Genomic DNA, 12,828 nt, shown 5'->3' with positions numbered 1-12,828 from the left:
CTCCCTGACTTAGAGCTTCCGTTTTTAGCTTCTGCGTAATATTCTTGAAGCCCGTTTTGTTATAACTCGCAAAAGTGCCAAGCTGAGCCAGATCAAGCGAGAACATTCCCTTCATGATGGCACTGTACTCTTCTTTGCTGTAAGGTACTGAATCACCATCCTGCCGAGCCATGCTAGACCAGTTTTCAACCGTTCGAGCGGATCCAACCGATACAATCGCTGAATTTTTTAGCGGAGAAACACGGGTTACCGTAGCATCCACCTTCTTAGCTTTTCCTTTTTCGTCCAGCACCTCTTCTTTAACGGCTTTCATATAGCCAAAAACATCGTCATCCGCATATAACAGAGGGTTTGCCTCAGTAAAAGCAATTTTGTTATCCCGCGTAATCGGTGATAAAGACCAGCCTACATTTTTCTGTAAAGCTTCCCGCCACCAGTACCGCCAAGCTTGGCCAGATACGTAAGTATAGGTACGACCGTTTTTTGATATCTTTTTGGTAGCAACCGCATTTTCAAAATTGCTGGTAGAACTCTTTCCCGCATTATTTAAAGCGACAACATCAACGTCTAGCAGGACAAATCCTTGGGTTTTCAGGTTCATAGGTATGATTAATCTAAAGGTTCAGTTACTTCGTTTTGTTCTTCAAATTCAGTAGCGATCTGCAGGTTTTTTTCGTGAAGCTTTTCGTAAACGGCGATTAATAATAGATCTCTGATTTCCCGCCAGCTTACCGTTTCGGGAAATAAATACTCTACTTCATCGATTTTAAGCAAAGGTTCCTGGGCACCCCCTTTGTAGTTGTCATCAATGAGCTTAAGCAGATACTGTCTCACTTCCTGCACATACTTTGCTCGGTTTAACCTCAGGATAGCTTTCTTGATACTATCCTCATTGCGGCTAACGATAAAGCCCGCGATGTCCTTGATTTTTTGTACGGTTCGTTTATCCATCTGGTTTATGTAAATAAGGTAAGTCTCAATAAGTTGAAAAGGAAAGCGATGCGTGCGAATCCATGCTTTGAAGTAGGGCACCAACGTTTGTCCATTCAGTAACCGCTCCAAAATAGGATTACGCCAGGTACTGTATGAATCATAAGCCAGTTCCTCTTTAGGAGATACCCATGTATCTGTACCTTGATTATACTTAGCATCCTTGAACTTTGAGTTTCGATAATGCGATGCTACGAATGGATGCCAGATTTCGTAATAGGTGATGGATTGGCAGAGTGCATAAAAGCCAAAAACAGTAGCTGACAACTGGTATAGCACTACCTCGGGCTTGGCTCCAAAATTGGTAAAATGGTATAAACTCAGGCTAGTGTTTCGGGCCTCAACCACATTTTCAGAGGTATTGGCATAAATGGCTGTCCTGATATTTTTGAGGCAGGAATCAACGAATGCAAAAAGAGCATTAGCTGGAATCCCGTAATTTGAACGGGCAACGCCGCTGGATAAACCCCGGCCCACAGCATTCAAATGTCCATCAGGTCCGGTCAGGAGTTGCTCCACGTAATAGTTGGCGACAACCGTATTATTACTGCTGATTAGTCCAAGTTTGTCACCTAACTGCATTACCCCCAGCGGGACGAAGAAAAAACGGATGATTATTTCTTTTGATACATATAGTCCGTTCTCAAATCCATGATGAAAATTGATGAATGTGCTCGATCCGGATAGAATATGGTTATCTCTCCCCGCTACAAAAAGGTTGGCTTTGCGTCCTGAAACACGGCAATATCCCATTTTCGAAGGAGCTGTTTCATTTAGTATGCTTCTATAATAGGTAAGCGTTTCCTCCAACTTTCGCTTACTATCGAAAGCGGGTTGCGTAATTTTCGAGTTGAGAAAGAAGGCATGTAGATTAGCGTTCCATTGATTGATGTAGAGGTTAGCTACGTACTCAATCAACCCTAGAATGTCTTTATCTTTTAATGCAGGCTCTTTCCAAAGGCCTGCAATGACGTATCCGCCCGTATCTGCGAAGGGGTCGCCAGTAGGGTGAGTTAGATTCGCTACCATAGTTTAGAAGTGCTATTATAAAAAAAGGCAACTACGAACTTTACCTTGGGATAAAGTCATAAATACTCATAAATGACCTCATTATTCTCTTTTAAAAGTGGTTTGGACCCACACCTCATCTGAGTAAAGTCAGTACAAGTATCAATTTGTAGTTGCCTTTACAAATCAAGACAACATTCTTGATAAAACCAAGCCGATGTTAGTAGTAAATTGAATTTTATATACTAGTTAGGTTGTTTTTTAAATTTAAGTTTTTGATTTTCAGTTATTTATGTAAATAATGATTGGTTCTTTAATAAATATGATTAATATTTGAAGTGGTAAATGGAATTGAAATATGTTAGTAGTCAATTAACAAAGATTACTATTAATCGTACCATACTAGGAATCAGCCCAGCTCAGTCTGGGCTTTCTTATATTCCCAAACACCCAAACCCCTCCGCATTATACCTCCCCACCCCCGCAAGCACGGCCAATTCCAGAATCTCCTTCGGTCCCATTAGCTCGAATGAAAACCCATAATATCCCCGCACCTTGGTTTCTTCCCGCGAGTTCTCCTTGATCGTGACCAGCCGGGATTTGGGTTCGGATCGTCCCTGTACGAATCGGTAGGTCAGGCTGTCCGCTATCCAATCTTCTCGATCCGCTACCAGGGGTAGACTACGCCATTTGGCCAGCAGATTCGAAACCAGTAAAGGCCCAAAGGCTTCATCAGCGGGATGTAGGTATTGATCCATACCCCGTTCGTCTTTCTGAGCGATGACTACGGGAGAAAGGGTTCGAAGGTGTAGGGTATTTTCTGTAAGGTTAAGGGTAAGAGCTTCTACCCGTTCGACGATAAATTCTGCCCGATGGCGGGGGGAAGCAATGACGCACTTCTGATCCTGAAAAAGCCCCATGATGAAATGTTGAGCCGCCTGATCGACGTAGAAACTTACCACCCACTCGATAGTAGGGCTATTCACCCATAAGCCACCGGCTCTGGCATCTACTCGGGCCTGGGGCATGATCAGATCCGAAAACGTAAAAAGCTTGAATCGCCGGGTTGAGGAATATTCGTATCCCTGATTATGTAAGAATTGAGCATACTGAGCATCAGCATCGGCCAATACGCTGTAAATGAAGGCACTCAGCCGATACGCGTAGTTAAACGGTACCAGCGTTTGAGTTGAAGTAGGGCGGAGGGTTAAGCGAAATTGCATATCTACGTATCCAGTTCTAGGTCAAAAGGTTAACACGAAGTAAAAAGTTTTTCTTTATTAGCCTGATAAAGATTTGTAAGTTGCGTGCAGACTCCATGCACGATGCTGAATTAATTCTAAAGATTATCCCCATGCCCGCATCCCAATCGCAACGCTTTCAAGCTATTAATGAGCAGCTTCGACGCGGAGCCGCCGTCCCTACGGCTGTGCTCATGCAGTATTGTGGCGTGGCCGAACGTACGCTTAAAGAAGACATTGCCCGGATGCGGGAGCGGTACGCGGCTCCCATTCACTATGACCGTCGACGGGGGGGCTACTGTTATACCCAACCCTTTGATCTGAAAACGGTCGAAATCGAGCTAACGGATCAGGACGTCGCCGCCCTAAAAAACGCCGTAGCAACGCTGAATCAATTCCGGGATTTAGCCGTATTCTCTGATTTTCGGGGAACGGTTGAGAAGATTGAACAGGCCGTACGTTTCCGTTTTAGTCAGCCTACGCAATCGCAGGCCCATATCATTTTCGAAGCCGTTCCCGCCGGGCGGGGCAACGAGTTACTCGATACCGTGCTGGCAGCTTGCCTTGGTAAACAAGTCATTGAATTCCAGTATCAGAAATACGGCGAATCGGAGTCCCGCTCACGAACGGTTTTTCCGCACCTGCTCAAGGAACATCGCAACCGTTGGTACATCATTGGCTATGAACTGGATCCGCCCCAACTAAGAGTTTTTGGTTTAGATCGGGTGGTAACGGGAACGCTTAAGCGAAGCGAACTACCGTTTGAGCCCCCACCATTTGACGCGGAAGCTTACTTTCGCCCTGCCTTAGGGGTAGCCGTATACGATCATCCGGCCGAAGAAGTAGTCTTATCTTTTTCGCACCGGGAAGGCCTTCGCTTTCAGGCTCAGCCTTTTTATCCCTTTCGGAAAGAAGATATTTTGATGGATACCCCGGAAGAATTTCGCGTAAGACTATCGATCATTATTAACCAGGAGTTAGTCTTCGAACTGGCCCGTCTCGGCGATTCCGTACGAGTACTCTCCCCACCGGCTTTGATTGATTCGCTGCGGCAGTTTCATGGCCGAGCCGGACAGCAGTACGAAGCCTTACCGCCGGATAAACCTAGCTAGCAAACGCTCTGACCCGCTATTTCTGGTAAGGAGCTACACTAACGATGGTAAAGCCAGTTTCCCCCTTTTATTCCAGCACTAAAGAAGCCGGGATACGTAATGCTCGTCTTTGCTGCTGATACTCGCTTGTAGTGAAAGGTCCGTAACGTTTACCGCTGCGATGATGGATAATCCAATAATTTTCTTGGGCGGATAAGATGCGTTGATAGAACGGATCACGGGCTATGATTCGATCGGCCAGGGTACTGGTTTCCATAATATCCGCATAGCTGTTGGCGGTATACTTTTGATTATGACGACTTATACTATCAGCGATCATGGTTTGATACTCTTGATATTCGGGTTTTTGTCGGGCAATAATGAAGGTGTCATCATACGCATACTGAACGACCTTACCGCCAATACTTTCCTTCCCTAAAGAAGCCAGGATGGCGTCTCCATCACCACCCCGAAAAAGATACCCACTGGGCAGGTCTTCGTAATAATCCATACCGCCCGCCCCAAGCATGCATAAGGCTAGAATGGGTAAAAGAATAACCAAGCTTGTCAGGGCTAGTCCTAATAACAGTTGCCAGACTGGACGAGTACGCATGGGAGAAAAAGTGAAGACCTATGGAAGCGAATCTGTTTTTACAAAAGGACGTTAGACGACTACCGGTAAAACCTATACGGGAAAAGCATCAGAACAAGCCACAGGGATCAATCTGATTAAAGGCCTCTTGTACTTCAATGACATAATAGTAAGACTTGTATTTTTTGGCTTTGTAGAGGTACTCATAAAAATGAGATTTATGGTAAGCGAAGTTGGAAACCCGATGCACGACGTTAATGTATTTGTCATAGTCCGTTTTGTAGGCAACTTGTATAGTTACTTCACCGTTGTGGCATACTTGATACGAAAAGGAATTTTGCTCATCGGGAGTTAAATACGCGGCTAACTGGTTCTGAATGGTTTTGGGAAGTACTACTGAAAATGATTCGTTTTTCGCTCGCTCTTCGGTAATAAACGTATAACAGCCGTCCGACTCCTTCTTTAACGTATCCTTTAAAGCCTCTTCGAGCAAAGCATTTTTTTGCTGGTATAAAAGGTCGATGACTTTGCTGTACCGGGGCATATTGACTTCCACATTTTTGTAATAAGCCGCTTTCTGCAACTCCCTTTGCTTTTCTGGCCAGGGAAGAGGGTGCTCGTTACAGGTGGACATGATCAAGGCAAAGACAGCCCAGCTCAGAATGGGCGTAAAAAACAGTAACAGACAAATAATAATCAGGACGATATAGAAACCTTTCATTGGTTAATAAAGGGTGAAGGTTGATAGTTTTTGGTTGCAGTTATTAAGGAGCACGGATGTCCTTACCCCGGCTTACATGCGGAGTTATTCATACTGAACAGAGGTAAGGACATCCGTCTGAGGATACGGGTGAAACCGAGAAGCTTGTGCCTACTACAAGCGTTCATTCTCCTTGGAAGAAAGGTTCGCAGAAGCATACTGGAAACAGCCTGTACATTATTGGATCTATTTAAACCCGAAAAACAGCGGAAAAAGGAACGTAACGATCACCGTCCAAACGCTATAAAGGGGCAAGTAAAAGGCCATGACCTTACCCACGTCAGTGAGGTCTGATTTCTTGGCGATGACCTTAAAAAGTCGAAGCGTAACGAGTAGTAAATTAATAAGTATCAGAATGTTACTGCCCAGCACGGCCAGTCGATTGGGCGTGATACCCCATTCTGAAATTCGGAATACAATCGCTGACAGAGCGATGCCATTCACTATGATGGTTACTACCGATAAGAGGGCGAGTATCCAGACCTCAAACATTCGCTGCTGGTTTTTGCTTGTTTCCGCTATGGAAAAGAAGATGAGGGCCATTACGCCAATCAGTAAGGCATTAAACAGCAGCAGGAATTCGCGATCCTGGTAAGGGTCTTTCCCCGAGTAGAAAATGGCGATCAGATAAATCACCAGCATGACGAGTACCAGCGGACTGAATAGTTTAGCAATCACGGGAGATACCTTACCAACGAGCTGAGGATTAGTCTGCGTTAGATAAGTCCCCACCAGCGGAGCCGCGGGCCGGCCAAAAATGACTACGTACTCGAAGTAAAACTTCTGAATGTGCAGGCCGATTAATTCGAATAAGCCTATGGTTAAACCCGTTAGAATGCCGCCAGCAATCAGAATCAACGTGGTTATGACAATCAGATCGCCATTGTAACGTAAATAGCTGAGTCGTTTTTGCGGGTCATCTTTTACCGTTCCTACAAATGTAAAGCCCAGAATCGACCAGAGAAACAAGAGTAAATGAATACACGATAAAACGAGCGTATCACTCTTCGGTACATCTGGGAAAACATTGATGAATACCAAACCCGCCAGAGTCAGAGCAACGATGATTGCGGTTTTGGTCGGGGATAAGTGATGCTTCCAGGCGAAATAGGCCAGTAGAGGAGAAAAGGCAATAAAACCCACATTCCGGGGATAGAAAAATTCCTCGCTGATCCCAAAGATGACGGGAAATTTAGCAATCAGTCCGGCCAGCAAGGCAGCCATCCCGATGAATAGTAATTCGCCCCGGCTGCCCCAATGCAGTTCATCGCCCTCGTACTGAAGCCGTTCATGCCAGAAGTCGGCCAGTGGATTACCCCGAAGTTCGGGATAAAGACTGTTGAATTCCCGTTTAAACGATCCTTTGTTGGTCCGGTACAAGTGTTCGAGTTGCCGGGGATCGTGCAACTGACTACGGATTTGCTCTTTCATGGAAGCTTCCTTAACTATTACTGAATGATTAATTCCACAAGGTGCCATCCAGGCCCACAATCGTACCCATCCATACGGCTACCAGGTAACCCAATACACCGATCAGCGTAGCCATTACTTTTTTCCAGGTTTCCTGCTGGCCCCATTGTCTGGCCATGTAAAAGAAACCACCCCCCAGAGCTCCCGCGACGGGAACCAGTACCAGCGGACGAACCATCCAGTACGCAGGCCAATTTGGATTAGGATGCTTCACACCCGCCAAAAAAAAGGAAATCAGCAGTAGAGCAAGCGTGGCTCCCACGACCAGGTGTTTAACGAAAGAAGCGGTTACGAAAGATGGGCTGGAGAATGAGCGGATTGGTGTCATGGTCGTTGCGTGTTGAATCGATTATGAAATTAATTAAAGTACTTTGCAATACAAAGTGAATGAATAAAAAAATAGGGCTTTTACGGTACTACTAAGCGTATTACGAAAGCTCAGGCGTTCAGAATCAGGAAAATACGTTTAAGGTAATCCATCGTGCCTTTAGTAGTTGGTTAAAAGTACTTTGCGGTTCAAAGTTATTAATGGTTTTTATTTTCACAAATAGTCAATCTATTTTCTGCTAAAAAATTTTACTTCCTTTGATAGAGATGCTTGTCTAAAGGCTGCATGCAATTCCTACGAGTCTTAGTAGGTAGCATGATCAACGCTCGGGTAAAGCAGCTAGGGCATTCGTCAGTAACCCATAAAATTCCGTAGCAAGTCGCCCTTTATTCGAGTACGGTATAAGTTCAGACAGGCTTTAATATAGTGATAGAGGAGGGGATAAGAGTTTTCCTGAGGAGCGTGAGCGTACACATTCTTGACTGTGGTATGGTCCGTAATAACCCAGGAAAAGGAGGTGCCGTCTAAAATGAAGTACTTTTCTTTGGCACGTAGATTCGTATTTAGGTCTTTTTCGGAAAGGATAAGCAGTGAATCGAATAGCTGCGTGAACCTGGGTTCAGCATCCGCTTTGAAACGTAAACTGTCTTTCGTATAATAGGTACAGCTTTCCCGCAGTGCCGAGTACTCGTCCAGTCTTTTTTTCTGTTCTGAACCAAATTCCCCAAAATTAGTGGCAATCATTCGTAAGGTGATTCCGCGTTGCTGGGCCAGTTTGTTTAGCTTCCGGCCATCAGTCGAATCTCTTCTGGCATATACCACCTGAAACGTATGTTCCCGTTTGGTGGCAGTAATCCAGTAGCTATCTCCCTGACCTAGTACATGCATCTGTACGGACTGGGCGGATACGTGAAGAGAAAAAAGAGCTGATACAATGAGTATGAGAGTTTTCATACACTAAAAAGCATTTCAAGGTTGGATAGATTGGTCAACTATACTGGACGTGGAGTACGTACATAAAGTTGAATATATTGACGCAAGGTACGTATATCGCTTGGGTTCAATTCGTTCCTACAATATAAGTCGAGCTTATGGCTCTTGCCCACAAGCCTTGGCAACCTTCCCCCCTTATTTAGGGCTGGGTTTCAATCCGACCCATCTTTCTGATAAATATTTGGCAGATATTTTAAATAACCTTAAAAAACTGGTGAAAAAAGTATTGAAGCCTAGTAAATATTAGGAGTTAGTCTAAGAGGCGGTTATCTACCTTTGAAGATATGCAAATGGATACGAGTAACGAAACCGTTTGCGTCCCGTATTACACTATCCTCATTTGTATCCGCCTATGTTCATGCGATACCTCTTTATCGGGCTCCTCTGCTGTTCACTCACTACGGTCCACGCCCAGGGAACCTTACGCGATTATCAACGAAGCGAAACGTTAAAAAAGCAGCTCACGGACCGGGCTTACCACATTCCCCGACAGATCAACTGGCAGGAAAATGGTACGGGCCTGGTGTATATGATCCAAACTACGAAAGGCAAGGAGTACATGCAGGTGGACGGTCAAACCGGCAAACGCAGCAATGCTTTCGACCAGGAAGGATTAGCCAGACAGCTCGGACAAGCCCTGGGCAAAACCATCCCCGCATACCAGCTTCCCATTCAGGGCCTGAAACGCACGGCCACGGGTTTCGCCTTCGACGCTGAAGGCTCCCAATGGACGTACGACGCCGGACAACTTCGCAAGAAAGGCAGTATGTCGGCTATGAATCGCTATTGGGGAGACCGGTCACGGGGCGAGCAGGTTCGACGTTTGTACACGCCCGACAGTAGTCATTCGGCCATCATCAAAAATTACAACGTCTACGTTCGCAACGAACGCAGTAAAGAGGAGTTTCCGATGAGTTTCGACGGCTCGGAAGGGGAGTACTACAGCAGTGATCTTCGCTGGTCGCCCGATGGTACGAAGCTGGCGGGAACGAAAACGCGGAAGAATACGCCGCACCTCATTTACCTGATTCGTTCCTCACCCACGGATCAGCTCCAGCCCAAACTGGAAACCCGCAACTACCTCAAACCCGGCGATGCCCTGCCCATTCAGGAACCCGTGCTGTTTGATATCGCCTCGCGAAAGCAGTTACCCATTGCGATGGACCTGATCGCTCAGCAGTACGAACTGAGTGATCCCGACTGGCGAGCGGACAGCAAAACATTTACGCTGGAATACAATCAACGCGGCCATCAGGTGTACCGGGTGCTGGAAGTAGAGGCCAGTACGGGCCGTATCCGTCCGCTGATTGAGGAAAAAAGCAAAACCTTTATCGATTACAGCGGCAAGCGTTTTCGCCACGATACGCCCGATGGCAAGGAAATCATCTGGGCTTCGGAACGCGATGGCTGGAATCACCTCTACCTCTACGACGCGGCCAAGGCTCAGGTCAAAAATCAGATTACCAAAGGAAATTGGGTGGTTCGGAATGTCGTCCACGTGGACGATGCGAAACGGACCATTCTGTTTGCCGCCAGTGGACAAACGCCCGGCGAAGATCCGTATTACCTGCATTACTACCAGATTAATTTTGACGGCAAAGGCCTGAAAGCCCTTACGCCCGAAGCAGCCCAGCACGAGGTTACGTTTTCGCCGGATTTCTCCACCTTCGTCGATACGTATTCCCGCATCAATCAGGCTCCGGTCACCGTGCTTCGCAAGACTACCGACGGGTCAATTATCACAACACTGGAAAAAGCTGATCTTACCGAATGGGAAAAAGCGGGCTGGAAGGCTCCCGAACCCTTTGTCGCCAAAGCTCGCGATCAGCAGACGGACATTCACGGCATCATCATCCGACCCACTAATTTCGATCCTTCAAGGAAATACCCGGTTATTGAAATGATCTACGCTGGTCCGCAAAGTGCCTTTGTTCCGAAAGCTTTTTCGACCAATACGGCCATGCACGAGCTGGCGGAACTGGGTTTCGTCGTCGTACAGATCGACGGTATGGGGACTTCCAATCGCTCCAAAGCGTTTCACGATGTCTGCTGGAAAAATCTGAAGGACGCGGGTTTCCCGGATCGAATTCTGTGGATGAAAGCCGCCGCCCAGAAGTATCCGTACCTCGATCTGGATCGGGTGGGCGTGTATGGGACATCCGCCGGGGGGCAAAATGCCGCGGGAGCCGTCCTCTTCCAACCTGATTTTTACAAAGTGGCCGTCGCCTCCTGCGGCTGCCACGACAATCGCATGGATAAGATGTGGTGGAACGAACAGTGGATGGGTTATCCCATTGGTCCGCAATACGCCGAATGCTCCAACGTTACGCACGCCGATCAGCTACGCGGTGAACTACTGCTCATCGTGGGCGAAATGGACGATAATGTCGATCCTTCCTCTACCTACCAGCTAGCCGACGCTCTGATTCGGGCGAATAAAAACTTTGAACTGGTCGTCGTACCTAACATGGGCCATTCAGCGGGTGGTGATTTTGGCGAACGCAAACGCCGGGACTTCTTCGTGCGTCACCTATTGAACGTACAGCCGCCCCGCTGGAACGCGGCCCCGGTAACAGCGGAAGAAACGCCCGGGAAAGCATCCCGATCTGAGCGTTAGTACTGACCCTTAACCGTTCCCGTTTATGCACGTTCGGCGTATCACTTTTCTTCTTCTCATGAGCGTAAGTACCCTTGCTACGGCTCAGGGTCCCACTGACCCGACTCAACTCAGCCAGCATATTATCCAATACGAAGCCGACCTGGGCAGTCTGCGTCGGTTTTATACCATTGCCAATTCACCCGAACGCCGCCAGCGGTTCAGGGAGCTGAATCAGCAGTACCTCTCGCAACTGGATAAGCTCGATTTTAAGGCGTTGACGCCCAACAATCAGGTTGATTTCTTATTGTTTCAACGGGATTTGAAAGAAGACCTGCGGCTGTATACCGTAGCCGATCAGGAATCCGAACGCATCAAAGGCTGGTTTCCTTTTGCTGAACCGATTTACGCCCTGGAGAAAAAGCGTCGGCGGGGACTGGCTCTCAACGCCGAAACACTCGCCCAGGATTTCTGTACCTGGACGGCTCAGGCCGCTCAGGCCGAAGAAAAGCTGGAAAAGATGTCCAGTATGGACCCCGTATTGGCTAGCCGGGCGGAAGAAACGGTGAAAGGACTGGAACAGGCCATTAAAAGTGTATTCGAGTTTTACAACGAGTATGACCCCGCCTTTACCTGGTGGATGGCCAAACCGTACCCGAAACTCATCGAACAATTACAGAGACTCACCCGATCTATTCAACCCCGGGCCCAGCTGGGCGAAAAGGCCAAGGACGGCAGTGGAATTGTAGGTGTGGCCGTCGGACGCGAGGAGCTGATGCGTCAGCTGAAGATGGAATACATTCCCTACACGCCCGAGGAGTTACTCACCATTGCCAATCAGGAATTTGCCTGGTGCGACCGGGAATTGCTGAAAGCCAGTCGTGAAATGGGTTTTGGTAATGACTGGCGGGCGGCTCAGGAAAAAGTCAAAAACAGTTACGTACCCGCCGGAAAGCAACCCGAACTGATCCTGCGACTGTATCAGGAATCCGTGGACTTTCTCAAGCAGCACAACCTGATTACGATTCCACCGCTGGCGGAAGAAACCTGGCGAATGGGGATGATGAGTCCCGAGCGGCAACTGATCAATCCCTTCTTTCTCGGGGGCGAACAGATTCTGATTTCCTATCCAACCTCTGGGATGGAACACGCCGACAAGCTGATGAGTATGCGGGGAAATAACCCGCACTTTTCCCGCTCGACGGTGCACCACGAACTCATTGCCGGGCATCACCTGCAAATGTTCATGAACAACCGGTATCAGACGCACCGCCGTCGCTTTTCGACGCCCTTCTGGATTGAAGGCTGGGCTTTGTACTGGGAAATGGTACTCTGGGATAAAGGATTTCCGCAATCACCGGAAGATAAAATCGGTATGCTGTTCTGGCGAATGCACCGCTGTGCCCGGATTATATTCTCGCTTAATTATCACCTCGGCAAATGGACGCCCCAGCAATGCATTGACTTTCTGGTGGATCGGGTCGGGCATGAGCGGGCCAACGCCGAAGGCGAAGTACGCCGTTCCTTCGTGGGTGGCTACGAGCCGCTGTACCAGCTGGCGTACATGACGGGTGGCCTTCAGTTCATGGCCCTCCGCCGGGAGCTGGTCGATTCCGGAAAAATGACGGATAAGCAGTTTCACGATTCCATCCTTCAGCTCAACGAGTTGCCCGTGGAATTCATCCGGGCCTTGCTGACCCGGCAGCCGCTTCGAAAGGATTTTCAGACCAGTTGGAAGTTTTATTCTTTTGCTAAATAA

General features: G+C 47.6%; 11 protein-coding genes. 3 read left to right on the top strand and 8 right to left on the bottom strand.

Annotated features, from left to right (window positions below):
- From cas7i to cas6, 3 genes are all read right to left on the bottom strand, one after another.
- Window positions 1–601 (bottom strand): type I-B CRISPR-associated protein Cas7/Cst2/DevR (cas7i, locus tag ACOJTG_RS09730; protein WP_420153646.1); only part of this gene is annotated, 601 nt, incomplete at its 3' end.
- An 8-nt stretch (window positions 602–609) separates the two neighbouring features.
- The gene (cas8a1, locus tag ACOJTG_RS09725) at window positions 610–2,019 is read right to left on the bottom strand and encodes a type I-B CRISPR-associated protein Cas8b1/Cst1 (protein ID WP_420153645.1); all 1,410 of its coding nucleotides are present in this window, start codon (window positions 2,017–2,019) and stop codon (window positions 610–612) included.
- Between the two features lie 413 nt (window positions 2,020–2,432).
- Entirely contained in the window at window positions 2,433–3,221 is a 789-nt protein-coding gene (cas6, locus tag ACOJTG_RS09720) for a CRISPR-associated endoribonuclease Cas6 (RefSeq protein ID WP_420153644.1), read from the bottom strand.
- A gap of 131 nt (window positions 3,222–3,352) precedes the next feature.
- Here cas6 and ACOJTG_RS09715 point away from each other — a divergent pair, with 131 nt between their 5' ends.
- A complete protein-coding gene (locus ACOJTG_RS09715) occupies window positions 3,353–4,351 on the top strand; it encodes a helix-turn-helix transcriptional regulator (protein ID WP_420153643.1) in 999 nt (332 codons plus the stop codon).
- Between the two features lie 67 nt (window positions 4,352–4,418).
- Here the strand turns inward: ACOJTG_RS09715 and ACOJTG_RS09710 are convergent, their stop codons facing one another.
- The 5 genes from ACOJTG_RS09710 to ACOJTG_RS09690 all read right to left on the bottom strand — a co-directional run bounded on the left by ACOJTG_RS09710 (window position 4,419) and on the right by ACOJTG_RS09690 (window position 8,434).
- Window positions 4,419–4,943: a hypothetical protein gene (locus tag ACOJTG_RS09710; protein ID WP_420153642.1), complete on the bottom strand. Its 525-nt coding sequence runs from the start codon at window positions 4,941–4,943 to the stop codon at window positions 4,419–4,421.
- 88 nt (window positions 4,944–5,031) lie between these two features.
- On the bottom strand, window positions 5,032–5,643 hold the full coding sequence (locus tag ACOJTG_RS09705) for a hypothetical protein (RefSeq protein ID WP_420153641.1): 612 nt from the start codon (window positions 5,641–5,643) through the stop codon (window positions 5,032–5,034).
- 225 nt (window positions 5,644–5,868) lie between these two features.
- Complete coding sequence (locus tag ACOJTG_RS09700) at window positions 5,869–7,113, bottom strand: hypothetical protein (protein ID WP_420153640.1); 1,245 nt, start codon at window positions 7,111–7,113, stop codon at window positions 5,869–5,871.
- A gap of 28 nt (window positions 7,114–7,141) precedes the next feature.
- Window positions 7,142–7,480: a potassium transporter KefB gene (locus ACOJTG_RS09695; RefSeq protein ID WP_420153639.1), complete on the bottom strand. Its 339-nt coding sequence runs from the start codon at window positions 7,478–7,480 to the stop codon at window positions 7,142–7,144.
- 351 nt (window positions 7,481–7,831) lie between these two features.
- The gene (locus ACOJTG_RS09690; RefSeq protein ID WP_420153638.1) at window positions 7,832–8,434 is read right to left on the bottom strand and encodes a hypothetical protein; all 603 of its coding nucleotides are present in this window, start codon (window positions 8,432–8,434) and stop codon (window positions 7,832–7,834) included.
- A 397-nt stretch (window positions 8,435–8,831) separates the two neighbouring features.
- Between ACOJTG_RS09690 and ACOJTG_RS09685 the strand changes: the two genes are divergently transcribed.
- Both ACOJTG_RS09685 and ACOJTG_RS09680 read left to right on the top strand, forming a co-directional pair.
- Window positions 8,832–11,090 carry a DPP IV N-terminal domain-containing protein gene (locus ACOJTG_RS09685; protein WP_420153637.1) on the top strand — a complete coding sequence of 753 codons (2,259 nt, stop codon included), beginning with the start codon at window positions 8,832–8,834 and terminating at the stop codon, window positions 11,088–11,090.
- A gap of 58 nt (window positions 11,091–11,148) precedes the next feature.
- Complete coding sequence (locus ACOJTG_RS09680) at window positions 11,149–12,828, top strand: DUF885 family protein (protein ID WP_420153636.1); 1,680 nt, start codon at window positions 11,149–11,151, stop codon at window positions 12,826–12,828.

It is taken from the genome of Siphonobacter sp., from assembly GCF_048595215.1.
Taxonomy (GTDB): domain Bacteria; phylum Bacteroidota; class Bacteroidia; order Cytophagales; family Spirosomataceae; genus Siphonobacter.
This window is presented reverse-complemented; position numbering and strand designations above follow the sequence as displayed.